The sequence below is a fragment of the Vicinamibacterales bacterium genome (assembly GCA_041659285.1).
In the GTDB taxonomy this organism is placed as follows: domain Bacteria; phylum Acidobacteriota; class Vicinamibacteria; order Vicinamibacterales; family UBA2999; genus 12-FULL-67-14b.
Genome location: JBAZYO010000014.1, coordinates 53905 through 78441 on the forward strand (window position 1 = coordinate 53905; position 24537 = coordinate 78441).

At 67.2% G+C, this 24537-nt stretch carries 22 protein-coding genes; 18 read left to right on the top strand and 4 right to left on the bottom strand.

Going from position 1 to position 24537, the window contains the following annotated elements; translation table 11 throughout:
• Positions 1-3 precede the first annotated feature (3 nt).
• The 13 genes from WC815_19445 to WC815_19505 all read left to right on the top strand — a co-directional run bounded on the left by WC815_19445 (position 4) and on the right by WC815_19505 (position 16610).
• On the top strand, positions 4-1932 hold the full coding sequence (locus WC815_19445) for a hypothetical protein (protein MFA5910957.1): 1929 nt from the start codon (positions 4-6) through the stop codon (positions 1930-1932).
• Positions 1929-3968, top strand: a complete 2040-nt coding sequence (locus WC815_19450; GenBank protein MFA5910958.1) for a peptidylprolyl isomerase — start codon at positions 1929-1931, stop codon at positions 3966-3968. The genes WC815_19445 and WC815_19450 overlap by 4 nt, the downstream gene beginning before the upstream one ends.
• Positions 3969-5144, top strand: coding sequence for a pyridoxal phosphate-dependent aminotransferase (locus tag WC815_19455; protein ID MFA5910959.1), 1176 nt, complete (start codon positions 3969-3971; stop codon positions 5142-5144).
• The gene (malQ, locus tag WC815_19460) at positions 5141-6631 is read left to right on the top strand and encodes a 4-alpha-glucanotransferase (GenBank protein ID MFA5910960.1); all 1491 of its coding nucleotides are present in this window, start codon (positions 5141-5143) and stop codon (positions 6629-6631) included. Before WC815_19455 ends, malQ begins: the two co-directional genes overlap by 4 nt.
• Before the next feature lie 9 nt (positions 6632-6640).
• Positions 6641-8212 carry a thioredoxin-like domain-containing protein gene (locus tag WC815_19465; GenBank protein MFA5910961.1) on the top strand — a complete coding sequence of 524 codons (1572 nt, stop codon included), beginning with the start codon at positions 6641-6643 and terminating at the stop codon, positions 8210-8212.
• Between the two features lie 44 nt (positions 8213-8256).
• Positions 8257-9504, top strand: a complete 1248-nt coding sequence (locus tag WC815_19470) for an ectonucleotide pyrophosphatase/phosphodiesterase (GenBank protein MFA5910962.1) — start codon at positions 8257-8259, stop codon at positions 9502-9504.
• A 74-nt stretch (positions 9505-9578) separates the two neighbouring features.
• Positions 9579-9833, top strand: coding sequence for a hypothetical protein (locus WC815_19475; GenBank protein ID MFA5910963.1), 255 nt, complete (start codon positions 9579-9581; stop codon positions 9831-9833).
• Positions 9820-10158 carry a type II toxin-antitoxin system PemK/MazF family toxin gene (locus WC815_19480; protein MFA5910964.1) on the top strand — a complete coding sequence of 113 codons (339 nt, stop codon included), beginning with the start codon at positions 9820-9822 and terminating at the stop codon, positions 10156-10158. Before WC815_19475 ends, WC815_19480 begins: the two co-directional genes overlap by 14 nt.
• Positions 10159-10201: 43 nt before the next feature.
• The gene (locus tag WC815_19485; protein MFA5910965.1) at positions 10202-11503 is read left to right on the top strand and encodes an MFS transporter; all 1302 of its coding nucleotides are present in this window, start codon (positions 10202-10204) and stop codon (positions 11501-11503) included.
• Positions 11500-12468 (top strand): aldo/keto reductase, encoded by a 969-nt coding sequence (locus WC815_19490; GenBank protein ID MFA5910966.1) that lies wholly within the window; start codon positions 11500-11502, stop codon positions 12466-12468. The genes WC815_19485 and WC815_19490 overlap by 4 nt, the downstream gene beginning before the upstream one ends.
• A gap of 181 nt (positions 12469-12649) precedes the next feature.
• Entirely contained in the window at positions 12650-13180 is a 531-nt protein-coding gene (locus tag WC815_19495; GenBank protein MFA5910967.1) for a hypothetical protein, read from the top strand.
• Positions 13181-13251: 71 nt separating this feature from the next.
• The gene (locus WC815_19500) at positions 13252-15894 is read left to right on the top strand and encodes a TonB-dependent receptor (GenBank protein MFA5910968.1); all 2643 of its coding nucleotides are present in this window, start codon (positions 13252-13254) and stop codon (positions 15892-15894) included.
• An 8-nt stretch (positions 15895-15902) separates the two neighbouring features.
• Positions 15903-16610, top strand: a complete 708-nt coding sequence (locus WC815_19505; protein MFA5910969.1) for a hypothetical protein — start codon at positions 15903-15905, stop codon at positions 16608-16610.
• On the opposite strand, the gene WC815_19510 is transcribed toward WC815_19505, so the two are convergent.
• A complete protein-coding gene (locus WC815_19510) occupies positions 16600-17124 on the bottom strand; it encodes a dihydrofolate reductase family protein (GenBank protein MFA5910970.1) in 525 nt (174 codons plus the stop codon). The two genes, WC815_19505 and WC815_19510, sit on opposite strands and share 11 nt — an antisense overlap.
• Before the next feature lie 237 nt (positions 17125-17361).
• Between WC815_19510 and WC815_19515 the strand changes: the two genes are divergently transcribed.
• Genes WC815_19515 through WC815_19535 form a run of 5 tightly spaced genes read left to right on the top strand, consistent with a single transcriptional unit; the run spans position 17362 to position 21535 of the window.
• Positions 17362-18063, top strand: coding sequence for a hypothetical protein (locus tag WC815_19515; GenBank protein MFA5910971.1), 702 nt, complete (start codon positions 17362-17364; stop codon positions 18061-18063).
• A gap of 14 nt (positions 18064-18077) precedes the next feature.
• Entirely contained in the window at positions 18078-18998 is a 921-nt protein-coding gene (locus WC815_19520; protein ID MFA5910972.1) for a metallophosphoesterase, read from the top strand.
• A complete protein-coding gene (locus tag WC815_19525; protein ID MFA5910973.1) occupies positions 18995-19948 on the top strand; it encodes a hypothetical protein in 954 nt (317 codons plus the stop codon). The genes WC815_19520 and WC815_19525 overlap by 4 nt, the downstream gene beginning before the upstream one ends.
• A gap of 2 nt (positions 19949-19950) precedes the next feature.
• The gene (locus WC815_19530; protein MFA5910974.1) at positions 19951-20625 is read left to right on the top strand and encodes an MgtC/SapB family protein; all 675 of its coding nucleotides are present in this window, start codon (positions 19951-19953) and stop codon (positions 20623-20625) included.
• 1 nt (position 20626) lies between these two features.
• Positions 20627-21535, top strand: a complete 909-nt coding sequence (locus tag WC815_19535; protein ID MFA5910975.1) for a phospholipase D-like domain-containing protein — start codon at positions 20627-20629, stop codon at positions 21533-21535.
• Here WC815_19535 and WC815_19540 read toward each other — a convergent pair.
• The 3 genes from WC815_19540 to WC815_19550 all read right to left on the bottom strand — a co-directional run bounded on the left by WC815_19540 (position 21532) and on the right by WC815_19550 (position 24476).
• Positions 21532-22218 (bottom strand): hypothetical protein, encoded by a 687-nt coding sequence (locus WC815_19540; protein MFA5910976.1) that lies wholly within the window; start codon positions 22216-22218, stop codon positions 21532-21534. The genes WC815_19535 and WC815_19540 overlap by 4 nt on opposite strands.
• A gap of 123 nt (positions 22219-22341) precedes the next feature.
• Positions 22342-23265, bottom strand: coding sequence for a tetratricopeptide repeat protein (locus tag WC815_19545; GenBank protein MFA5910977.1), 924 nt, complete (start codon positions 23263-23265; stop codon positions 22342-22344).
• Complete coding sequence (locus tag WC815_19550; GenBank protein MFA5910978.1) at positions 23262-24476, bottom strand: DNA recombination protein RmuC; 1215 nt, start codon at positions 24474-24476, stop codon at positions 23262-23264. The genes WC815_19545 and WC815_19550 overlap by 4 nt, the downstream gene beginning before the upstream one ends.
• Positions 24477-24537: the final 61 nt, after the last annotated feature.

The following is a 24537-nucleotide window of genomic DNA, read 5'->3' on the forward strand; positions in this document are numbered from 1 at the left end:
CGCATGACGCCCACCCGCCCGTACCTGCTCGAACAGATCGCCGACGCCGCCGTCGTCCAGTTGTACGCGGACGGCTTCGACGAACTCACCCTGAAGGAGAAGACGCTGGTCTGGCACCTCTACCAGGCGGCGATTGCCGGCCGCGACATCTATTACGACCAGCGCCATCGCCACAACCTGGGGATCCGTGATCTGCTCGAAGAGGTCCTGACCCACGCGCAGGGCGTGCCGGCCGAGACGCTGGCGGAGCTGACGCGCTACACCAAACTGGTCTGGCTCAACACCGGCCCGTACAACAACCTGACCGCGCGCAAGTTCCTGTTGAATCTCGATCGCGGGCGCGTCAAGGAGGCGATGGAAATCGCGGCGCGCAACGGCGCCGACTTCACGCTGGGCGAGGGTGAAACGATCGGGGAGCGGGTCGAGCGCTACGCCCGCATGTTCTTCGATCCTGACTTCGAGCCCATGGTCACCCAGAAGACCCCGGGCGGTGGCCAGGACATTCTCGCCTCGAGCGCCAACAACCTCTACGACGGCGTCACCATGGCCGACCTCGACGGGTTTGCCGAGAAGCACCAACTGAACTCGCGGCTCGCCATGCGCGAAGGCAAGCTGGTCGAGGAGGTGTATCGCGTCGGCGGGTTGTACGATGCGCCGATCCGCCGGATCGTCAGCCATCTTGGCGACGCGCTGCCGTTTGCGCCGGAGGCGCTGGGTAAGGCGCTGGCGGCGCTGATCAAGTTCTACCAGACGGGCGACGACGCCGATCGCGAGGCCTTCGACATTGCCTGGGTCCAGAACCGCGACACCGCCGTCGACACCATGAACGGCTTCATCGAGGTCTACATGGACGCCCGCGGCATGAAGGGCGCGTGGGAAGCCGTGGTGTATTACGCCAACCACGAGAAGACCGAGAAGATCCGCGCCCTGGCCACGCACGCGCAGTGGTTCGAGGATCACCTGCCAATCGATCCCAGGTACCGCAAGCCGAAGGTGCAGGGCGTGTCGGCCATGGCCATTGAAGTGGTGGTCGAGATTGGCGACTCGGGCCCGGTCACGCCGATCGGCGTGAACCTGCCGAACGATCAGCGGATCCGCGAAGTGCACGGCAGCAAGTCGGTGTCGCTCTCCAACGTGCTCGAGGCCTACGAGCGCTCCATGCCCGACACCTTCCGCCACGAGTTCGCGTGGGACGATGCGGAGGTGGAGCGGGCGAAGCGGTGGGGCGCGTTCGCGAGCGAGCTGACCACGGAGATTCACGAGGTGCTCGGGCACGGCTCCGGCCGCATGGCCGACGGCATCCAGGCGACGCCGCAGGATCTGCTGAAGGAGCAGTACTCCGCGCTCGAGGAGTCGCGCGCCGACCTGGTGGCGCTGTATTTCGTCGCCGATCCGTATCTGGCGGAGATGGGGCTGGTCCCCGCCGACGAGCAGCAAGCGGTGGTGCAGACCGAGTACGAGGCCTACGCCCGCAATGCGCTGGTCCAGTTGCGGCGCGTCCGCGAGGGCGCGCAGCTCGAAGAAGACCACATGCGCAACCGCCAGGCCATCGTTCACTGGCTGCTCGCCAACACCAAGGCCATCGACGTGCGGCGGCGCGACGGCAAGACCTATTTCGTGATGATCGACTCGGATGCGTTCCGGACCGGAGTGGCCAGGCTGCTCGCCGAGGTCCAGCGGATCAAGTCGCAGGGCGACTACCAGGCGGCTCGCGAGCTGTTCGAATCCTACGGGGTGCATTTCGACCCGGATCTCAGGGACGAAGTGGTGGCGCGCGTGGATCACCTGAAGCTGCCGTCGTACACCGGCTTCGTGATGCCGAGGCTCGAGGCTGTCAAAGACGGATCCGGCGCCGTCACGGACGTCAAGATCTCATACCCTTGCGATCTCACGGCGCAGATGCTGGAGTACTCAGGGCGACGGGCTTCATGAACAAACTGCTGGTTTTCTTGATCTGTCTCGCGACGCCGGCAGCCGCGCAGTCCCTGCAGGAGCGGATGCTGGTCGCCGAGGATGCACGGCCGGCCACCGAACCGGGGCTGGCGCCGCTGCTCGAAGGCCTGAAGGGCAACGGGCGGCGCACCGCGATTCGAGCGATCGGCCGGCTCGAGCGGCCGGCGCTGATCCCGCTGATCGCGCCGGCGCTGGCGGATGGCGTCGGCATTCGCGCCGAGGCCGCCAACGCGCTCGCGCAAATGGCGCGCACGCCCGCGGCGGTGATCGACGTGGAGAAGCTGCTCCTCGACCGGGCGGCCGTGGACGCCGAACTCAACACGTGGGAGCCCTGGGGCGAGATCGCCGCCGCGCTCGGCCGGCTGCCGTACGATACCGCCGAACAGGCGGCGGCCGCCGAGGCCGTGCTGGTGACCGGCCTGCCGTCGCCCGACTCGATGAACGACGTGGACTCGGCCGCGCTGATCGGATCCGCGCGCGGCTTCGAGTCGCTGGCGCGCACGGTGCGCGCGAAGAAACTGCCGCCACTGGGCCAGCGGACCTGGGATCTGCTGCGGTGGGCGGCCACCGCGCAGCGGCCGGCGGCCGATCCGCGATCAGTGTTGACCCGCCGTCTGGCAATGGCGGCGCTCGTCACCGGCAACCAGGCGACCCCTTCCGTGATCGAGCGCGGCTTGCTCGATGCGGATGCGGAAGTCCGTCGCTTCGCGGCGGCAGCCGCGGCCACTGATGCGGCGTTGAGCGATCGCGACGCGCTCCTGAAGCGCGCGATGGCCGACAGGGAAGCGCGCGTCAGGCTGGAAGGCCTGCGCGGGTGGGGACGCCAGTTGCAGAAGACGTCGTGCGCGCCGGTCCGCGCCGCCCTCAAGGACGCCGACCCGCACGTGCGGCTGCAGGCCATCGATCAGCTCGGCGCCGGCTGCCCCGCGGCGGAAGGCCCGTCGTCTGAGTTGGGCGCACTGGTCGAGTCGCTGTCGATGCAGCCGCGCATGTGGCACGCGCCGGCGCACGCCGTCGTGTCGCTCGCCCGCACGCAGCCGGACGACGCCCGGAAGGCGCTGCCGCGCTTCATCGAACACCCGACGTGGCAGGTGCGGATGTACGCCGCCCGCGCCGCGGCCGCGCTGGGCGCCGTGGCGGCGCTCACCACGCTGATGGGCGACCGCGTCGACAACGTGCGTGAAGCCGCGCTGACCGCTTTGATCGAACTGAAGCGTCCCGAGGTGGTGCCGGCGGCGATCGATTCGTTGAGCCGCAGCGACTATCAACTGGTGCTGTCCGCCGTCCGCGCGCTGGAAGACAAGACGCTGGCGCCGAAGGCCACCGCGCCGCTGATCGCGGCGCTGGGCCGCATCACGAAGGAGCACAAAGACACCTCGCGCGATCCGCGGATGGCCATCCTGAACCGGCTGCACGCCTACGGCGATGCGACGCAGGCGGTGAACATCGAGGGTTACCTCAAGGACTTCGATCCGGCGGTGGCCGCCAAGGCCGCGGAGATGCTGACGGCCTGGACCGGCCGGCCGCGCCCGGCAGAGCCGCAGCCGCTGCCGGCGCCGGGCGTGACCATGGCGGCCGTCAACGCGCTTCGCGGCAAGGCGCTCCGCTTCCACATGGCCGGCCGCGGATCGTTCGACATCTCGCTCGAGGTGGATGCCGCCCCACTGTCAGTGCTTCGCATTGCGCGCCGCGCCGGTGAAGGCTACTACGACGGCCTGACCTTCCACCGCATTGCGCCAAACTTCGTCATCCAGGGCGGCAGCCCGGGCGCGAATGAGTACAGCGGGGAGCCGTTCTTCATGCGCGACGAGCCGGGGCTCCACCTGCGCGGCACGGTGGGCGTCTCCACGCGCGGCCGCGACACCGGCGACGCGCAGATCTTCGTCAACATGATCGATTCCCCGCGACTCGATCACATCTACACCGTGTTTGGCGGCGTGATCGCGGGCATGGACGTGGTGGACGGCATCCTCGAAGGCGATGTCATTCAACGCGTGGAGCTGGTCAGCCGCTGAATGACGTCTTCGCGCCTCCCTGCCAACCTCGAACCCAACGCCCTCACTCGCGCGGTCAACGCCAAGCGCCGCCGCGGCGTGGCCGTTGCCGACCTGACCGAATCGAACCCGACGCGGGTGGGCCTGAACTACCCGGCCGGCCTGCTCGCGCCGCTCGCCGATCCGCAGGGGCTCGCCTACGATCCGCAGCCGCTCGGCCTGTGGCCCGCTCGCGCCGCGGTCGCCGGCGACTTCCGCCGCAAGGGCATCGTCATTTCGGCGGATCGCGTCGCCGTCACCTCCAGTACCAGCGAGGCCTACGCGCTGCTGTTCAAGCTGTTCTGTGACGCGGGCGACGCCGTGCTGGTGCCGCGGCCCAGCTACCCGCTGTTCGAGCACCTCGCTCGTCTCGAGTCTGTTACAGCGCTGACCTACGATCTCGAGTATCACGGCACCTGGCGCATCGACATCGACTCGGTGCGGCGCGCCATCGGCCCCCGGGTGAAAGCGCTGCTGATCGTGTCGCCCAACAACCCCACCGGATCGTTCCTGCACCGCGACGATTTGGCCGCCCTGTCGGAACTGAGCGCCGTTCACGGCTGGCCGATCATCGGCGACGAAGTGTTCGCCGACTACGCGCTCGATCCGGCGCCGTCGGCGACGCCCGTGATGGCCGCCAGCGACGTGCTGACCTTCAGCCTCGGCGGCCTGTCAAAATCCGCGGGCCTGCCGCAGGTGAAGCTGGGCTGGATCGGCGTGGGCGGCCCGGCCGCGAAAGTCGATGAGGCCCTGGCGGCGTACGAGATCGTGGCCGACACCTACCTGTCGGTGTCCACGCCCGTGCAGGTGGCCGCGCCCGCTCTCATCGAGCAGGGCGCGCTCGTGCGCGCGCAGATTCTCGCGCGGGTCCGGCACAATCTCGCCACGCTGCGCACCCAGGCCGCCGCCATGCCGTCGGTGAACGTGCTGCCGGTTGAAGGCGGCTGGTCGGCGGTCGTGCAAGTGCCCGCCGTCCGATCCGAAGATGCCCTCGTCCTCGAACTGCTCGATGTGGACGACGTGCTGGTGCATCCGGGATATTTCTTCGACTTCGCGCGAGAGGCGTATATCGTGGTGAGCTTGTTGCCGGAGCCGTCCGTATTCGCGCCCGCGATCGCCCGCGTCCTGCGGCGCGCGTCCGCAGGTCCCGCCGCATGATGCGCCGGCAGAGCGGCATCAGCGTGCCGCTGTTCTCCCTGGCCTCCTCCCAGAGCTGGGGGATAGGCGAGTTCACCGACCTGGCGATGTTCGCGCGGTGGGCCGCCGAGGCGGGGCAGTCCGTCCTCCAGATTCTGCCGATCAACGAGATGCCGCCAATCGAGCGATCGCCGTACTCGGCGATGTCGGCGATGGCGCTCGATCCCATCTACATCTCGCTGCCGCAGGTCGTCGATTTCGCCGGGCAGGGCGGTGAGCTGGCGCTGACCGACGACGACATGGCGACGCTGCGGTCGTTGCGGCAGTCGCCGCGGATCGAGTACGCCGAGGTCCGCACGCTCAAGGAGCGATGGCTGCGCAAATGCTTCGAGCGGTTCCTGCGGCTCGAGGTGTCGAGGGGCACGCCGCGGGCCGGCAAGTTCGACGCCTTCGCCGCCGAAGAAGCCTGGTGGCTCGACGAGTACGCGCTGTTCCGGGCGCTGCATGCGCTGCACGAGGAGCTGCCGTGGCACTTGTGGCCGGAGCCGCTGGCCCGCGCCGAGCCGGCCACGGTCGCAGCGGCGCGACGCGCCCTCCACGCCGAGATTCGCTACCGGATGTACCTGCAATGGCTGGCCGCCGACCAGTGGGCGGAAGCCAAGCGGCTGGCGTGGCCGACCCGTATTTTCGGCGATCTGCCGTTCATGAATTCCGCCGACAGCCCCGACGTGTGGGCGCGGCAGCCGGAATTCCGCTTCGACGCCACCATCGGCGTGCCGCCGGATGCCTTCGCCGAGAACGGCCAGGACTGGGGCCTGCCGCCGTGGCGCTGGGACGTGATGGCCGCCACCGACTTTGCGTGGATGCGCGCGCGCGCCAGACGCTACGCGGCGCTCTACGACGGCTTCCGCATCGACCACCTCGTCGGCCTGTACCGCATGTACGTCCGGCCGATCGACCAGCGCCTGCCCGCCTTCTTCGAGCCGGGCGACGAGCCGGCGCAGACCCGGTTGGGCGAACGGCTGATCGGCATCCTCGGCGCCGGGACGCCGGCGCCCGAGTTGATCGCCGAAGACCTGGGCGTGATCCCGCCCTTCGTGCGCGAATCGATGGCGCGTCTCGACCTGCCCGGCCTCAAGGTCCTGCGCTGGGAACGGCACTGGGACCGGCCGGAGACGCCGCTGATCGATCCCAGGGATTTTCCTGAATTGTCCGTGGCCACCACCGGCACGCACGACATCGAGCCGCTGGCTGCCACCGACGATGGGCAGACCGACGCGCAGCGTTCCGCGGTCCTGCAGTCGCTGCTGGCCGCCGGCTCGTGCCTCACGCTGATTCCGCTGCAGGACGTGTTCGGGTGGACGGATCGCATCAACACGCCCGCGGTCGTGGACGCGATCAACTGGACGTGGCGCCTGCCGTGGCCGGTGGATACCTGGCTCGACCGGGAAGACACCATCGAGCAGGCCGATCGCCTCAGGGCGTGGACCCGCGCCGCCGGTCGATAACGAGCCGGCATGAGCGAAGCTGAAGACCAGACCGCCGGGGCCCCGGAAGGTCCAATACCCGCCCCATCGCTGGACGGCGCCGTGGCCTGGCTGAATGTCGCCTCTCCCGTCTCGATGGCGCAGCTCCGGGGCAAGGTTGTCATCCTCGACTTCTGGACCTACGGCTGCGTCAACTGCATGCACATCCTCCGGGACCTGAAGACGCTGGAGCAGCGGTTTCCCGACGAGCTCGTGGTGATTGGCGTCCACTCGCCGAAGTTCAGCAACGAGAAAGACACCGACAACCTGAAGCGCATCCTCGTGCGCTACGAGATCGAGCATCCCGTGGCGAACGACGCCGAGCATCACATCTGGCGGCGTTACGGCGTGCAGGCGTGGCCGACGCGCGTCATCATCGACCCCGCCGGCAACATCGTCGGCACCGCGATGGGCGAGGGCAACCTCGAGGGGTTCATCAGCGCCATTCGAACTGTCGTGCGCGTGTTCGATGAAAGAGGCGAGATCGATCGCGCGCCGCTGGCGCTCGATCTCGAACACGCGCGTCATGCCGATCGACCGTTGCTGTATCCCGGCAAGGTGCTGGCCGACGAAGCATCAGGCCGCCTCTTCATCGCCGACTCGAACCACAACCGCATCGTCGTGGCAGCCATTGATGTGGCGTCCGGCTTCAGCCGGACCACTGCCCGTCTCATCGAAACTGTCGGCTCCGGGCTGCAGGGCGACAACGACGGCATCTTCACGCAGGCCCGTTTCTATCGCCCGCAAGGCCTCGCCCTCGGCCCCGACCACGATCTCTACGTCGCCGACACGGAGAACCACCAAGTCCGCGTCGTGGACTTCCAGGCGCGCGCGGTTCACACGGTGGCGGGCACTGGCAAGCAAGGCGCGTGGAGCGGGGAGGGCGGCGAGGCCATGCGCGTCGACCTCAACTCGCCGTGGGACCTCGCGCTCAAGCCGGGCATCCTGATCATCGCCATGGCCGGACCGCATCAGATCTGGGTGATCGATCTGCTGCACGATCGGGTGTACCCCTACGCCGGCACCGGCGAAGAGGCGCGGAAGGATGGTCCGGTGAACGTGGCGACGTTCGCGCAGCCGTCAGGCCTCGCGCTGGATGGCAACACGCTCTACGTCGCCGACGCGGAGGCCAACATCGTGCGCGCCGTCGAGTTGCCGCCGTCCAACACGGTGACCACCCTCGCCGGCGGCGACCTGTTCGAGTTCGGGGACAAGGACGGGCAGGGCGATGCGGCGCGGTTCCAGCATCCACTTGGCGTCGCCGCCCACGCCGGCCGCGTGTTCGTGGCCGACACCTACAACCACAAGATCAAGATGCTGGACCCGGCGTCGCGCACGGTGACGACGTTTGCTGGAACCGGCACCGCGGGCCACGTGGACGGCCCGGCATTGCAGGCGCGGTTCTTCGAGCCGGGCGGCCTGTCGGTGTGTGGCGACACGCTTTACATCGCCGACACGAACAACCACGTCATCCGCGCGATCGACTTGAAGACCAAGCAAGTGAGCACGCTGGCGATCGACGGCCTGACGCCTCCGCCGACCTGGAGTTACCTACGGCCTTAGTGGCAAACCTTTGGTTTGTCCACTTCACGCATTACACTCTTCGCGTGTTTCTTCGGAACAAGCTGATGCGCCCGGCAGTGGCCGGACTGCTTCTTCTGCTCGCGGCGTGCCGTCCGGCGCCGCCGCTCCCCGCCGACCGTGCCATCGTCATCCTGATCTCGATCGACGGCTGGCGATGGGACTACCTGGAACGCTTCGCGCCGCCGACGCTGTCACGGCTCGCGGCGCAAGGCGTCCGCGCCGCGGGGCTGATCCCGCAATTCCCGTCGAAGACGTTTCCCAACCACTACACGATCGTCACCGGCCTCACGCTGGCGCACCATGGCATCGTCTCCAACAACATGCGCGCGCCGGACATTCCGGGCGACTTCTCGATGTCGAACCGCGACGTGCTGGCGGATCCGCGCTGGTGGGGGGGCGAGCCGATCTGGAACACCGTCGAGCGGCAGGGCAAGGTGGCGGCCCCCATGTTCTGGCCCGGCTCGGAAGCGGCCATCGGCGGGCATCACGCCACCTTCTGGCGCGATTTCGACAACGAGCTGCCGAACGCGGATCGCGTCAAGCAGCTGATCGAGTGGTTGAAGCTGCCCGCCGGCAAGCGCCCGTCGTTCCTGACGCTGTATTTCAGCGACGTCGACAACGCCGGCCACACGTGGGGCCCGGATTCGGATCAGGTGCGGGAGGCCGCGATGAGCGTTGATCGTTCGATTGGCGACCTGGTCGCCGGCGTGGCCGCGGCGGGCCTGACCGATCGCGTGAACTACGTCGTGGTCAGCGATCACGGGATGGCCGCCCTCAGCCGCGACCGCATGATCGTGCTGGACGACTACGTCGATCCCGCCACCGTGGACGTGGTGGATTGGGCGCCGGTGCTCGGGCTGGCGCCGAAGGATGGCGATGTCGAGAAGCTGTATACCGCGCTGAAGGACAAGCATCCCGCCCTGCAGGTCTATCGCCGTGGTGAGATTCCGGCGATCTACGGCCTCGCCGACCACCCGCGCCTGTCGCCGATCATTGGCATTGCCGATGAAGGCTGGTACATCACATCGAGGTCGGAAACGGATCGCTGGGATCAGCCCGACCGCCACTCGCCGGGCGGCACGCACGGCTACGACGCGCGGGCCAGGTCGATGCAGGGGCTGTTCATCGCCTCCGGCCCGCGGCTGCGGCGCGGGTTGATCGTCAAGCCGTTCGAGAACATTCACGTCTACGACCTGATGTGCGCGGTGATGGGCGTTGAGCCGGCGAAGAACGACGGCGATGCCGCCGTCACCAGGGACATGTTGCGATGACCTCGACCAAGGCACCCGGGAGCCGACCATCAAGGCACATTTACGTAAATGTGGCTATGTGGTAATGTGCCGTCATGAACCCCACCGGTGACCGCCGTGCCCGGCTCAGCATCGACGTGTCGACCTCAACCCGCAGAAGAGTCCGCCTGGCCGCCGCAAAGCGCGATCAGACAATCCGCGACTACGTCGTCAGCGCGCTCCAGGAGCGTCTGCGCGATGACCTGGGAGGCGACGACACGTCGGAAGCCGAAGCCCTGACCGAACGCGCGGACCCCGTCCTGGGCGATCTGTGGCGGAACGCCACCGACCAGGTCTATGACGACTTATAAGCGCGGCGATGTCGTCCTCGTGAAGTTTGTGTTTGCCGATGAGAAGGGCGTCAAACAGAGGCCAGCGCTGTTGGTGAGTTCCGCCCGCTACCACAGGAGTCGCCGCGAGGCCGTCCTCGCCGCCATCACGAGCAATGTCGACCGGCTGCTGCCTGGCGACCATGCGATTGGACAATGGCAGGACGCCGGCCTTCCATTGCCATCGACGGTCACGGGAATCATCCGCACGATCAAGCAGGAAATGATCATCAAGAAGCTCGGGCAACTTCCACCGGCCGATCTTGGTGCCGTCGACGAGCAGTTGCGCACCGCCCTCGCCCTTTGACCTCGTTACCAGTCACACGTTCGAGAACCTGATGCCGTCAGCAGTGTCTCCCGCCCTTCCGAACCGTCCAGCATCGGATTCCATCACCGCCGCCGGCTGGCGGATCGTGCTGCTGGCCAGCCTGGGCGGCACGCTCGAGTTCTACGACTTCGTCATCTTCGGCGTGTTCGCCAGGGACATCGCCGCCGCGGTGTTTCCCAACGCCTCGCCGATCGTCTCGCTGATGGCGTCGTTCGCCGCGTTCGCGGCCGGCTACCTCGCGCGGCCGATTGGCGGCATCGTCCTCAGCCACTACGGGGATCGCCACGGCCGCCGCCAGGTGTTCCTGTGGTCGGTGTTCGTGATGTCGGCCGCCACCCTCGGCATGGGTCTCGTGCCGTCCTATGCGCAGTGGGGCGTGGCCGCGAGCGCCCTGATGGTGACGCTGCGCCTGCTGCAGGGGTTCTGCCTGGGCGGCGAGCTGCCCGGCGCCTTGACCTACGTCGTCGAGACGGCGCCGCGGATCGCTCCGCTGGTGTGCGGCGTGGTGTTCGCGTGCGTGACCATGGGCGTGGCCGCCGCCACCGCGGTGAGCCTGTCCGTTCGCACCTGGCTGGATCCGGCGCTGGTGCCGGTCTACGGCTGGCGTATCGCCTTCGTGATTGGCGGCCTCGGCGGCGTGCTCAGCTTCGTGCTGCGGCGGTCGCTCGAAGAGTCGCCCGAGTTCGAGCGGATGCGCAGCCTGGCGGCGCGCCAGCCGTTCCGCGAGTTGCTGCGCACGCACCGGTCGCACGTGCTCGTGGGCTGCGCCGTGCTGGCGGGCACCGCCTGCTTCAACGGCCTGTTCTTCTCGCACCTGCCGGCGTACCTGTCCGGCGTGCTCCACTACGACCCGCGCCAGGCCGTGTTCTCGCAGACCGTGGCCGTGATCGCCTCCGCGATCGGCATCCTCGTCACCGGCTGGATCGGCGATCGCGTCCCGCCGCGCCGCCTGCTGCGGGCCGGCGTGGTGCTCCTGCTGCTGTTCTCGTATCCGTTCTACCTGGCGCTCGAGTCGCGCTCGGTCAACCTCACGGTGCTGCTCGTGCTGGCGGGCCTCGCCGCGGGACTCACGAACGGCTCGTTCGCCGTGCTGCTGACGGATCTGTTTCCGACGCGCATCCGCTTCACCGGCGTGGCGCTGGTGTTCAACGTCAGCTTCACGATCTTCTCCGGCACGGCGCCGCTGGTGGCCACCGCGCTCATTCGCGAAACCGGCCAGAATGCGTCGCCCGCCATCCTGATGGCCGGCAGCGCTCTTCTCGCGCTGCTTGGCAGCATGTGGGTGAATCGCTACGGTGGTAACGTTCTCGCAGGATCAAAATGAACACGCGTCGCCTGCCCCGCCTCGGCTGGGACCTCTCTGAAGTCGGCTACGGCATGTGGGGCATGGGCGGATGGACCGGGTCCGATGACGCCGAGTCGGCAGCGGCCCTGGATCGCGCGGTGGCGCTCGGCTGCAACTTCTTCGACACCGCCTGGGCGTACGGCGAGGGGCGCAGCGAACGCCTGCTCGGAGACCTGGTGCGCCGGCACGCCGGCCAGCGCCTGCTGACCGCGACCAAGGTCCCGCCCAAGGATCGCGTCTGGCCGGGCAAGGGGACCACGCCGGTGTCGCAGGTGTTCCCCTACGAGCACATCATCGACTACACCGATCGCAGCCTGCAGAACCTCGGCACGGACGCCATCGACCTGCAACAGCTTCACGTCTGGGACGACAGCTGGGCGGAAGACGATGGGTGGAAGAGGGCGGTGGAGGATCTGAAGCGAGCGGGGAAGATCCGCGCGTTCGGCATCAGCGTGAATCGCTGGGAGCCGGACAACGTGCTGCACGCCCTCGACACCACGCTGGTCGATGCCGTTCAAGTGGTCTACAACATCTTCGACCAGGCGCCGGAGGATCTGCTGTTCGACGTCTGCGCGCGCGAGGGTATCGGCGTGATCGCGCGGGTGCCGTTCGACGAGGGCAGTCTCACCGGCACGCTGACCCATGACGCGCGGTGGCCTGACGGCGACTTCCGGAACATCTACTTCCAGCCGCTCAAGCTGGCGGAGACGCTCGTGCGCGTCGAGCCGCTGAAGGCGCTGGCGGCCGGATGGGGCGAGCCGCTCCCCAGCGTGGCCCTGCGCTTCATCCTCGCCCACAAGGCGGTCACCACGGTGATCCCCGGCATGCGCGCGATGCGAAACGTCGAAGCCAACCTGTCGGTGAGCGGCAAGCCGATGCCGGCGGAGCAGGTGGCCGCCCTCCGCGCGTTCCGCTGGGACCGCAAGCCGGATTTCCGGCCATAGACGAATGGCTGACCACCCTCGCCCCGGGGCGACGTGCGGACTTTTCAGTGCTCGCGGGCGACCCATTGCGGGATATTCCCAATATTCGCCGTATTCGCCGGGTGGCGACACGTGGCCGCGTTCTTGCTATTGCCGGGCTGTGGGAATTTGCCGGATTCCGGACGTCGGGTATGATGCCGTGATGCCTTCCCGTCCAATCACGTGGCCGCCGCCCCTCGAGCGATACCGCTCGACGGTCCGGACGACGTCCGTGTTGGCGGGCGCGGTGCTGGTGACGTTCCACGGCTGGCTGTTTGCCACGCAAGCGGCAGCGGGCCGGCTCGACGATCCGTGGCTGGTCTTCCGCTGGCTGCTGGCCGTTGGACTGGTCTCGGCACTGATGGCCATCCGCCGTGGTGGCGCCTCGGTCTGGAGCCGCCAGGGCATTGCCGTGTGGGTGCTGGCCGCGTTGCTGCATGGTCCGGCGGTCGCGGCCGATTTCAGCGATTCCATCAACTCACTTGCGTTACCCGAAACGGTAGCGGCGTCGGTCCTGCAACTGGTGACGACGTCGGCGCTCGCCATCACGCTGTGGATGCTCGCGGGCCTGCTGGCGCGCCGCGATCGTCACGCCCGTCTCTACGCCAGCTTCGTCACGGTCTCGTCCCGCGGCGGCAGGTTCGGCGACGGCTACTCCCCGCAGTACTCCTCTCGACCCCCTCCCCGCGCATAGCTCCGCCCGGTTTCTGACTTCAGACGTTTTCTGGATTTCTGTCAGCGAGCTTGCTCGTACGGAGAGTTGCCATGCGTACCGCCCGTGTCTTGTTGTTTGTAGCGGCGTTGTTTGCCGCCGTCCCCAGTTTCGCCGCGACCATCAGCGGCACCGTCTTCGACACCACCGGCGCCGCCGTTCCGGCCGCGCGGGTCGTGCTTCGCACAGTGGCCACCGGCCAGGAAGTGACGATTGAGACGGATGCGCAAGGGCGCTACCGGTTCGAGGCGCCGCTGACGGGCACCTACCTGGTGATCGTGTCGCACCCCGGCTTCTCGGAAACCGCGCGAACCGTGGTGGTCGAGCAGGTCGAGGCCGCGTTGGATGTGCCGATGTCCCTCGAACTGGGCGTGATGAGCACCGAGGTCAGCGTGACCGCGAGCCGGTCCGCACGCGAGGTCCGGCAGATCCCGTTGCACGTCGAAACCCTGTCGGACGCGGCCGTCGAGCAGATGAACGCCACGTCAACCGGCGACGCGCTGGCGTCGGTCGTTAACGTCACCCCCGAGGGCAGCGGGCCCTTTGGCGTGCGGCCGCGCCTGCGCGGTCTTGATTCGACGCGCATGCTCGTGCTGGTTGACGGCGAGCGCATGAACACCGCGCGCCAGGCTACCAACCGCACCGGCGCCGAGGTCGGGCTGATTTCGCCCGACTCGATCAACCGCGTCGAGATCATCAATGGCGCCGGCACGCTGATGTACGGCTCCGACGCGCTGGCCGGCACCATCAACATCATCACCAACGAGCCGGCGTTGTCGCCGACCACGCAGCTGCTCTACGGCTTCAACGGCCTCTACAGCTCGAACGAAAACGGCATGCGCGGCACCGTGACGGTGGGCGCCACCTCGCCGCGCGTCAGCTTCCGCCTGCAGGCCGGCGCGGAGAAGTACGACAACTACCAGTCGGGGCAATTCGACGTCGAAGACACGCGGCCGCTGTTCGCCGCCGGCACGCTGAAGCAGGTTGACACCATCGACACCAACTTCGGGTTTGCCTTCAAGGCCTTCCCGGACCCGTTCAACGCGCCGTTCGTCCGCACCGGCAGCGAGATCCTGAACTCGCAGGCCGAGGGCAGGTTCATCAACGCCTCGTCGCTGGTCAAGCTCGGCGACCGCCGCTCGCTGCGCGTGCGTTACCAGAACCGCCGCATGGAGAACGTCGGTTTCCCCGACTTCGAGCAGCCCTACTTCTTCAATGACACCGCGCTGCCGCACAGCAACTTCGACAAGGTGTCGGCGCGCTACGAAGCGCAGGCCGTCACGCCGTGGCTCGCCAACCTGTCGCTGACCGCCTACTACCAGCGCACGGAGCGGCTGTTGCGCACCACGCTGCCGGTGCAGTTCCCGGCGCCGACGGCGGTCACCTTCTTCCCGATCAACGTCATGCGCCTCGACATCATGTCCGACACCGAGCAGCGCGTGTGGACGCCCGGCGTGGACCTGCACGCGGTGTTCGTGCCGGCCGCGAACCACCTGCTGACCACCGGCGCGACGTTCTATCGCGACAGCAGCAGCGACTTGCGCACCACGGCGACGACCATGTCGCTGGTTGGCCAGGTGGCGCTGGGCGCGAGGGGGCCGGCGGCGGCGCCGCTGCCGTCGCCGATGGCGTTGGGCCCGGCGTCGATCGCGCACCCCGTCCGCGTGCCCGATGCCAGTCTGCGCGACATCGCGGTGTTCGCGCAGGATGAATGGCGCGTGCGCCCCGCCCTGTCGGTGGTGGCCGGGCTTCGCGGCGACTTCTACACCGTGAACACCGAAGCCACGCCTGGCTACGACGTCATGAGCGTGATCGGCAATGCCAAGCCGGCCATCGACCTGTCGACGCTGCCTGACGCGGCCGGCGCCACTTACTCGCGCAAGGCGATGACCGGCGACATCGGCATTGTCTCGAACCCCGATGGCGCCATCAACCCGTTCGTCCGCTTCGGTCGCAGCTATCGCCATCCCAACCTCGAAGAGCTGCTGTTTGCGGGACCGGCGACCGCCGGCGCCATCGTGCCGAACGTGAAGATCAAGCCGGAGACCGGCAACAACTTCGACGCCGGTGTGAAGTTCCGCGCCGGTAAGGTGTCGGGCGGGGCCTACTACTTCCTGAACCAGTACCAGAACTTCATTGCCCAGGACCTCGTGGTGGCGACCAACTCGGCCGGCGCCCTGGCGCAGTCCACCAACTACGGCGACGTGCGCATCACCGGCGTCGAGCTGAACGCGGCCGCGCCGTTCGTGTTCCGGCCCGGCGTGCTGACGCTGACCGGCGCCGCGGCGCTGACGCGCGGCACCATCACCGACGGCGTCAACCCGCTCGACAACAGCTCGCTCGCCGGCACGCCCTTCGACAACATCACGCCGTCGAAGGTGATTGTCAACGCGCGGTTCACCCAGTCCAGCGGGCGGTGGTGGGCCGAGTACGGGGTCCGCAGCCAGGCCGAGGTGAAGCGGGTGGCCGAGACGCTGCTCGACTCGCCGTTTCTGATCGCGCAGGACCTGCTGGCCCTCAAGGGCTTCACGGTCCAGCGCGCCGCGTTCGGCGTCAACATCACCCGCGGCCGCGACCGCGTCGGCCTGGTGTTGGCGGTGGAAAACCTCGGCGATACCTACTACCGCGAGCAGTTCCAGTTTGCGCCTGCGCGCGGCCGCAGTTTCACCATCGGACTGAACGTGGGGGCCTTCTAATGAACGGCATGTCGGCGTCGCTTGTGCACTACGTACCGATCGTCACCACGATTCTCGCGGTGCCGTTCGCGCTCGAGATCTTCCGGCGCTATCTCGCGAACCCGGACCGCCTGCACCTGCTGTGGTGGGCGATCGGGGTCGCGACCTACGGCGTCGGCACGTTCACCGAAGCCACCACCACGCTGATCGGCTGGAACGAGCCGACCTTTCGGGCGTGGTACATCTCGGGGGCGCTGCTGGGTGGCGCCCCCCTGGCCCAGGGCACCGTCTACCTGTTGTTGCGCCGGCGCACCGCGCACGTGCTCACGGCGATCCTGATCGGCTTTGTCGTCATCGCCTCGGTGGCCGTGATCCTGTCGCCCATCGACTACTCGCAGGTCGAGGCGCATCGTCTGACCGGGCGCGTGTTCGGCTGGCAATGGGTGCGGGCGTTCAGCCCCTTCGTCAACATGTACGCCGTGGTCTTCCTGATCGGCGGCGCCATCCTGTCGGCGCTTCGCTACAGCGCCGACCCGGCGACCCGCCACCGGGTGATTGCGAATGTGCTGATCGCCACCGGCGCCATTCTGCCGGGCATCGGCGGCAGCGCCACGCGCATGGGCTACACCGAGGTGCTCTACGTCACCGAACTCGCCGGCCTCATCCTGACCTGGATGGGATACCGGATGAGCGTTCGCCCCTCACCGCAGGTGCGGGCCGTCGCCGTTAGTGCCTGACCCGGTAGGTGACCAACACGCATCCGCCCTCGAGCTGACGGCATTCCGTCAGCTCGAGCGGCACCCTCGCTCCCGAATCGAGAAACGCCGGCACGCCTGATCCGAGCAGGATCGGGTGCACGTTCAGCCCCACCTCGTCGATCACGCCCGCCTGGAGGAGGGAGGTGGCAAAGTTGCCGCCGCTCATCACAATGATGTCCTTGCCGGGCTGGGCCTTGAGCTTTCGCACGAAGTCGCCGGCGTCGCTCGTCACCAACTCCACGCCCTTGCCCGGCACGCTCGTCAGCGTGCGCGAGAACACGTAGCTCTTGAGGCCCTTCATGGATCCGCCACCGCCGCTGCCGGCGGCGCCCTGCCAGGTCTTGCGGCCCATCAGGACGGTGTCGGTCGAGGCCCACGACTGTTTCATGATCTCCTGCACGTCCTTGCTGAAGTGCAGCCAGTCGATGGCGCCGTCCTTGCCGGCGAAGAACCCGTCCAGGCTGCACGCACCGCCGTAGATGACCTTCCTCATCGCGCTCCTCCAGACCCGCGCCCGGCGCGGCGATGCATACTACGACGATCTTCGGTCTTCTACACGGAATCCGAACCCGTCCCCGATGAGTAGCCGGCGCACCAGATTAGGCACCTCGCCACCCAGACCATGGTCGCGGCGGCGCCGCATCGCCACTACTGAGGGGTTGCTGAGGCGGCTGTGGCTCAAATGGTAGTCGGGTCTCTGGCACAGCCCTTGTAGTGGAAGGGAGCTATCATGACCATCTTGAAGTGCGCGTCGTTCGGGCTGTTCTTCGCGGCCCTCGTTCCCGGGTGCGCGCGCGCGGACGCGGAGCCGTCCGCCATGGCGAGTGCTTCGACCACGGCATTGGAAGCGCAGAAGCCACGGGTGCCGTCTGACAAGCCGACGGCCAGCTTGTCGCCGGAGGCCGCCATCTCGGCCGCCCCGGACGGCGGGACCGCCCCGAACGCCCAGGGCGCGGCCACGCTCGAGTTCCAGAACCGCATCAAGAACTACCTGAGGATCCACAACGAGGGCGAGTCGAAGGTGCCGAACCTCAAGAACACCGACGATCCGAGGCAGATTTCCGACCGTGAGATGGCGCTCGCGAAGGCCATTCAAACACTTCGTGCCGGAGCGCAAATCGGCGAGATCTTCGCGCCCGAGTATCAGCCCTACTTCATCAAGATCGTCCAGGACGACTTCGCCACGCGATCCGCGGTGGACCGCAAGGCCATCATCAACGAACTGCCCAAGAACATGAAGGTGGACGTCAACACCGTTTACCCGACGGCGTTGCCGTTGGCGACGTTTCCGGCGGTGCTGCTCAGGAAGCTGCCCGACCTGCCGCCCGAACTCGAATACCGCCTGGTCGGCCGCAGCCTGATCCTGCGGGATGTGAAGGCCAACCTGATTGTTGACATCCTGAGGGATGTCGTCCCGACAATTCCCAGTTGATTGATGGACGCGCGATGAAGAGACACCCGCTCAAGCGATTCGTGCCGGCGCTCCTGGTGCTGGCGGCGGCCACTGTCCTGGCGGCCGGCATGGCCGAACAGGCACCGGCCCCCGCCACCGCCATGTCGGCGGTCACGGAAACACGCCCGCCCGTCGGCAAAGACTCGGTGAAGTTCCTCGTGCTCGGCGACACCGGCACCGGTGATCGCGCGCAGTACGACGTGGCGGCGCAGGCGTGGAAGTCGCACCAGGTGTTCCCGTACCAGTTCGCCATCATGCTGGGCGATAACATCTACGGTTCCGAGCGCCCGCAGGATTTCTCCCAGAAGTTCGAGAAGCCGTACAAGCCGATGCTCGACGCGAACATCCCGTTCTATGCGTCACTTGGCAACCACGACGACCCGAACCAGCGCTACTACAAGCCTTTCGGCATGGACGGCCAGCGCTTCTACAGTTACCAGAAGAGCGACGTCCGCTTCTTCGTGCTCGACAGCAACTACATGGACAAGGACCAGCAGGCCTGGCTGGACAAGGAGCTGTCGGCCTCGGACGCCAGGTGGAAGGTCGCTTACTTCCACCACCCGCTCTACTCGTCCGGGGGGGCGCACGGCTCCGAAGTTGACCTGCGCGTGATCGTCGAGCCGATGCTCATCAAGTACGGCGTCAACGTGGTCTTTGCCGGGCACGAGCACTTCTACGAGCGCATCAAGCCGCAGCGGGGCATTGCCTACTTCACGTCCGGCGGCGCGGCCAAGCTGCGCGAAGGCGACATCAGGATGGGCCCGCTGACGGCCAAGGGCTTCGATACCGAGCAGAGTTACATGCTGGTCGAGATCGACGGCGACGTCATGCGATTCCAGACCATCTCGCGCCGTGGGAAGGTCGTCGATTCCGGCGAGATTGCGCGGCAGGCCACGCCCGACACCAAGTCATGACGTCCCCTTCCACATCGTTGCGGCTTGCCGGCGGTGTGATCCTGGCGGCCGTGGTGGTGGCGGCGATCACCACGCCGGCCGGCACGACGGCGCCGAACCTCGCCGGCCAGGCGAACCTGTCGGAGCTGTGGCAGGACCCGGGCGACATCGCGGCGCGCGACCTGCGCTGGGGCCGTGGCGGCCAGGCGCTGGCCCCGTCGGCTGACGTGGAGTACGCGTTCAAGGCGATCGACGCGGTTGGCTACAGCGCGGGGTACGACGTGGTCGACCCCGAGGGCCGCCCGTGGGACGTGAAGACCGGCGACGAAGGCCAGCCCGAAGTGATTGCCAGCCGGCTGCTCTGGGCCGTTGGCTATCATCAACCCGTGGTCTACTACCTGCCCGAGTGGAGGCTGACGAACGGCCCGGTGCCACGTCCGCTCCCGGGGCGGTTCCGGCTCGAGTCCGACCACGCCGCTCTTGGCGACTGGTCATGGAACGAGAACCCGTTCAAGGGCACGCGGGAACTGAGGGGCCTGGTCCTGGCGAACCTGCTGATCAACAACTGGGATCTGAAGTCGAGCAACAACAAATTCCTCATGGTGCCCATGCCGGCCGGCACCGAGCGGTGGTTCGTCGTCCAGGATCTCGGCGCGTCGTTCGGAAAGACCGCGTGGCCGATCGGCACCCGCAACCGCCTCGAGGATTTCGAAAGCCAGCGCTTCGTGCTCGGCGTGCAGGACGGACGCGTGCAGTTCGACTACCACGCGCGCCACAGGGAACTGCTCGAAGACCTCGCGCCGGCCGACGTGCTGTGGATCCTGGGACTCTTTAATCGCATTACCGACCAGCAATGGAATGACGTCTTCTCGGCCGCGGCGATGTCGGCAGACACCAGCTCGCGTTACATCCGGAAGATGAAGGCAAAAATTCAGGAAGGGCTCGCACTCAGCGGGCAGGGAACGAGCTAGCCATGGACCCCTTGATCGTCGACCTCCCGGGCGTGATGGACAACTTCCAGGAAGAGGTTCTCGCGTCGCTCATCCGCCTGCCGCTGGCCGCTCTCCTCGGTACCGCGCTGGCGCTGCGCCCCAGGCGCAGCGGCACCCCTGAACGCCAGCCGGCCGTGGTGCAGACGCAGATCATTCTCGCGGTGGTTGGTTCGCTGATCATGTTGGTGGTGGGCGCGAGCCTCGCCCGCGCCTTCGGCATTGTCGGCGCCGCCAACCTGATTCGCTACCGCTCCAAGATCGACGATCCCAAGGACGCCGTCGTCATGCTGTGCGCGCTGTCGGTCGGGCTCGCGTCGGGCGTCGGCCTCTATGGCCTGGCCATTATCGGCACCGTCTTCATCGCCGCGTGCCTCTGGGTGATCGAAGGATTCGAGCCGCAAACGCGCATCTTCGAACTGAGCGTCAAGTTCGGCGCGAAGACGCCGGAGCTGAAGCCGAAGATCGAAGCCGTGCTGCGCCGCTTCAAGGTAAAATTCGAAATGCGCACCGCCGCGGAAGACACCGTGTCGTACATGGCCACGGCGCCCCGCGCTCTGAGCACCGACCGGGTGTCGAAGGCGCTGATGGAGCTCGAGCCGTCCGGAAAGGGCGCCATCGAGTGGGAAGAGAAGTCCAAGGCCAAGGTGCCGAAGTAACGTGAAGCTGATCATCCAACCGGACGCCGGTGTCGTGCCGATCATCCGGGCGATCAGGACCGCAACCAAGACGATTGACGTCTTCATCTTCCGCTTCGATCGCGACGAGGTGGAGAAGGCGTTGGCCGGCGCCGTGCAACGTGGCGTGACCGTGCGGGCCCTCATTGCCAACACCAACCGTGGTGGCGAAGGCCGCCTGCGGAAGCTGGAGCAACGCCTGCTCGCGGGCGGCGTGCAGGTGTCGCGCAGCGCCGACGATTTCCTGCGCTATCACGCCAAGTACATGATCGCCGACTCGACGCTGCACTTGCTCGGGTTCAACTTCACCAGGCTCGACATGGACAAGAGCCGGAGCTTCGCCATCTCCACCCGCGATGCCAAGGCGGTGCAGGAGGCGTCGAAGTTGTTCGAGGCCGACCTCTCGCGACAGCCCTACACGCCGGCGAAGTCGAATCTCGTGGTCAGCCCAGAGACGGCGCGGGACATGCTGACCGCCTTCATCAAGGGGGCGAGGAAGGAGCTGGCGATCTACGACGCCAAGGTGGCCGATCCGTCGATACTCAAGCTGCTCCGGGAGCGAATCGACAAGGGCGTGAAAGTGCGGGTGTTGGGCTCGGTGAAGGGTAAAGATAGCGGCATCGACGCGCGTCCCCTGTTGAACATGCGGCTGCACGTGCGCGCCATCGTCCGCGACGGCACGCGCGCGTTTGTGGGCAGCCAGAGCCTGCGCAAGGACGAACTCGAGAACCGCCGCGAGGTCGGACTGATCGTCACCAATCCGGTGGCGGCGCGAAAGCTGCTGCAGGTGTTCGAGAGCGACTGGGCCGAGTCCGAGAACGGTGCCAAGGCTGAAGGCGAGAAATCCAACGGCGCGAAGGCCAAACGCGCGAAGGCCGGGAACGCGGCTTAGGACGGGCGGATCGCGATTTCGCCGGTCGTGGGCGCCGTTTCGATGAAGCGCCCCCAGGCCGCCTCGATCCTGGTTGCCTGTCCGCGCTCGATGATGCCGCCGCACCACAAGGCGCTCTGGCCCGGTGCCGCCACCCACACCCGCTTGACCTTCGTGGCGATGCCGAACGCCGGAACCCGCAACGTGAAGTAGGGCGGCAGCGCCGACGGCGTGGCGCCCGTCACCTCGAGGCGCACGCCTTCCGTGCTCACATCCATGACCTTCGCCGACACGCCGTCCACCTGCGCGAGCAACCGCGGCACGGGCTTGCGGGGTGAGCGCCGGGCCGGACGCCCTTCGGCCAGCGCCAACGCGATCGACAGCTGGAAGATGTCGCGCGTGACCGGACGGTCAACCCAGGTCACGTCCCTTGGCACCTGCTCCAGCGCTCGTGCCGGTTCGCCGACGACGATCAGCGGCCGGTTGGCGCCGAGGATGCGGATCACCCGCGGCAGATCGGCCGCCGGGATCAACGACACATCCGCGATCAGCGCTTCGATGGGCCGCGTCGACAGCTCCCGCGCCAGCGAGTCGAGGTCGAGCATCGGCACCGGCTCGTAGCCGGCGGAGTGCAGCCATTCCTGGAACGCGGCCCGCTCACCGGGAACCGGGCACGCCACACCGATCCGCTCGAGGAGGGGCATGCGGATGAGGACTGCAATCGTCGTTCCCGGCCGAACCTGGCGGGAATGCGGCAATACCAGAGGGCCCCGCGGCCTGGCGGTTTCCAGCCGCCGACGAAAGCGTCGACGGCTGACGGTTTTCGTCTATTTCATCCGGTACAGATCGGCTTCGGCGGCGATGTAGCCGAACGCATTCCAGCCACCGCCCGAAGTGACCTTCTGGAACACTTCGCGCGCCTTTGCCATGTTGCCGGTGACGAAGTAGTAGTTGCCCACGCCGTACCCCTGGGTCGCGATGGTGGTGTCGTCGGCCTTCGCGGTGTCGAGCAGCGCCTCCGGCTTGTCGAGGCCCTTGTACATCAGCAGGCGGCGGTGGTACGAGGCATTCTCGAGGATGTCCATCTTCGGCGTGATGCGCTCGAGCACCCTGGTGGCGTCGGCCTTGCGGTTCATCCGCATCAACGTCATCCACATCCAGTCGCTGGTCGCCGTCACCGAGTCGTCGTTGTTCGACACCTTCATGCATTCGACGTAGGCGTCGTACGCCTTCGCGTAGTTGCCCTGCAGGTAGTACGCGAGGCCGAGGTGGTACCAGATGTTGAACTGCAGCGTGCTGCGCGGCTGGCCGGCCGGGTTGGGCGCGCCGTCCGGCTCCATCTCGTCGGGCTGGCCCTTGATCAACTGCGCCGCTTTCTCGAAGTCGGCCTGGGCCTTCGCGAACTGGCGGATGGTGATGTAGCGATGGCCGCGATGGCGATAGAACTTCGCGTTGTTCGGGTGGAGTTCGATGCCCTTGGTGAACATCGCGATGGCGTCGTGGTAGCGCCACAGATAACCGAGGCGGCGGCCTGTCCAGATGATGGCTTCCGCGTCCTTGGGGTTGGCCGCCAGCGTCTTCTCGGCCTGCGCCAGGTCGGCGTCGAGCTTCTGCCGGTTCGGGATCGCGGCCGGCACCATCAGTGGCTGGCCGGCCAGCGACATCGCCTCGGGCTTGCCGGTTTGGGCGCCAACGGTCATCGTGGCTGACGCCATGGCCGCGGCCATGGCGACGAAAGCGAATCGCTTCATGAACGCTCTCCTGACGTAGCTTCGGTCTCTTCCGAATCGAGCAAACCCTGCTGGGTGGGCGCGTCCAGCTTGCGCGCCACGGTTTCGAGCGGATCGATCAGCGGGATTTCCTTCGCGCTCCCGGCGCCGAGCTCGCGGAACCGGCGCGCCTTGACGAGCACGTTGTTCTCGAACGAGCCAACCACCCTGTTGAACGTCGAGAACGTCCCGTCCATTCTCTTGCGCAGATCTTCGAAGTGGTCCGCCATGGTCGCGATGCTTTCGTGCAGCGCCTTGCCCAGCCGGCTGATCTCTTCGGCGTTGATCGTCAGCCGCTCCTGCTTCCAGCCGAACGCGGCCGCCCGTAACAGCGCAATCAGCGTCAACGGGCTGGCGATGATGACGTTGCGGGTCACGCCGTAGTCGATCAGCAGCGCGTCCTGCTCGAGTGCGGCCATGTAGATCGCTTCGGCCGGCAGGAACAACACGACCATCTCCGGCGAGGCCGGGAACTGATCCCAGTAGGCCTTGGCGCCCAGCTTGGTGACGTGGTCCTTCACCTGGCGCACGTGGTCCGCCAGCTTCCCGCTCCGCACCCCGTCGTCTGAGGCGCCCTGGGCATCGAGAAACGCCTCGAGCGGCGCCTTGGCATCGACGACGATCGACCGGCCGCCGGGCAGGTTGATGATCAGGTCGGGGCGCAGGCGACCGGATTCCGTGAAGACGGTGGGCTGCTCGTCGAAATCGCAGTGCTCCATCATCCCGGCCAGCTCCACGACCTTGCGCAGCTGTACTTCGCCCCAGCGGCCGCGGACCCCGGGTGACCGCAACGCGCGCACCAGGTTCTGCGTTTCCTGCTGCAACTGCTGCTGCGTCTGGCCGACGAGGCTCAGCATGGTCCGCATGCTGGCGCTGTCGTCCACGCGCGACTTCTCGACTTCCTTCAGCTTGGCGTCAACCTGGATGAGCGTGTCTTTGATGGGGCCGACCAGCGACCCCAGTTCCTGCTGGCGGCGGCCCAGATCCAGCGCGGCCTCTTTCGAGACGTTGCCGATCTTCTGGTCGGCGAGCTTCAGGAATTCATCCGTGCTCGACTTGAGCGTGGCCGCGGCGAGGGCTTCGAACGATTCGCGCAGTTGGTCCTGCTGGCTGGCGCGGCTGCGGGATGCCAGCAGCCATCCGGCGGTAAAGCCGAACACCAGGGCGGCGACGACTGTGAGTGCGATGTCCAAATTACCTTGGGTCCTTCGTGGTGCCTTCGCGTCTGCCGCGTTCCGGTTAGGAGTGTAACCC

Excerpts from the sequence above, each read along its gene's own strand:
- WC815_19525 (MFA5910973.1), top strand. The coding sequence starts at position 18,995 with ATGACGTCCCCTTCCACATCGTTGCGGCTTGCCGGCGGTGTGATCCTG.
- WC815_19530 (MFA5910974.1), top strand. The coding sequence starts at position 19,951 with ATGGACCCCTTGATCGTCGACCTCCCGGGCGTGATGGACAACTTCCAG.
- WC815_19495 (MFA5910967.1), top strand. The coding sequence starts at position 12,650 with ATGCCTTCCCGTCCAATCACGTGGCCGCCGCCCCTCGAGCGATACCGC.
- WC815_19445 (MFA5910957.1), top strand. The coding sequence starts at position 4 with ATGACGCCCACCCGCCCGTACCTGCTCGAACAGATCGCCGACGCCGCC.
- WC815_19505 (MFA5910969.1), top strand. The coding sequence starts at position 15,903 with ATGTCGGCGTCGCTTGTGCACTACGTACCGATCGTCACCACGATTCTC.
- WC815_19450 (MFA5910958.1), top strand. The coding sequence starts at position 1,929 with ATGAACAAACTGCTGGTTTTCTTGATCTGTCTCGCGACGCCGGCAGCC.
- WC815_19455 (MFA5910959.1), top strand. The coding sequence starts at position 3,969 with ATGACGTCTTCGCGCCTCCCTGCCAACCTCGAACCCAACGCCCTCACT.
- WC815_19500 (MFA5910968.1), top strand. The coding sequence starts at position 13,252 with ATGCGTACCGCCCGTGTCTTGTTGTTTGTAGCGGCGTTGTTTGCCGCC.
- WC815_19540 (MFA5910976.1), bottom strand. The coding sequence starts at position 22,218 with ATGCCCCTCCTCGAGCGGATCGGTGTGGCGTGCCCGGTTCCCGGTGAG.
- WC815_19480 (MFA5910964.1), top strand. The coding sequence starts at position 9,820 with ATGACGACTTATAAGCGCGGCGATGTCGTCCTCGTGAAGTTTGTGTTT.
- WC815_19475 (MFA5910963.1), top strand. The coding sequence starts at position 9,579 with ATGAACCCCACCGGTGACCGCCGTGCCCGGCTCAGCATCGACGTGTCG.
- WC815_19545 (MFA5910977.1), bottom strand. The coding sequence starts at position 23,265 with ATGAAGCGATTCGCTTTCGTCGCCATGGCCGCGGCCATGGCGTCAGCC.
- WC815_19520 (MFA5910972.1), top strand. The coding sequence starts at position 18,078 with ATGAAGAGACACCCGCTCAAGCGATTCGTGCCGGCGCTCCTGGTGCTG.
- WC815_19515 (MFA5910971.1), top strand. The coding sequence starts at position 17,362 with ATGACCATCTTGAAGTGCGCGTCGTTCGGGCTGTTCTTCGCGGCCCTC.
- WC815_19465 (MFA5910961.1), top strand. The coding sequence starts at position 6,641 with ATGAGCGAAGCTGAAGACCAGACCGCCGGGGCCCCGGAAGGTCCAATA.
- malQ (MFA5910960.1), top strand. The coding sequence starts at position 5,141 with ATGATGCGCCGGCAGAGCGGCATCAGCGTGCCGCTGTTCTCCCTGGCC.
- WC815_19490 (MFA5910966.1), top strand. The coding sequence starts at position 11,500 with ATGAACACGCGTCGCCTGCCCCGCCTCGGCTGGGACCTCTCTGAAGTC.
- WC815_19510 (MFA5910970.1), bottom strand. The coding sequence starts at position 17,124 with ATGAGGAAGGTCATCTACGGCGGTGCGTGCAGCCTGGACGGGTTCTTC.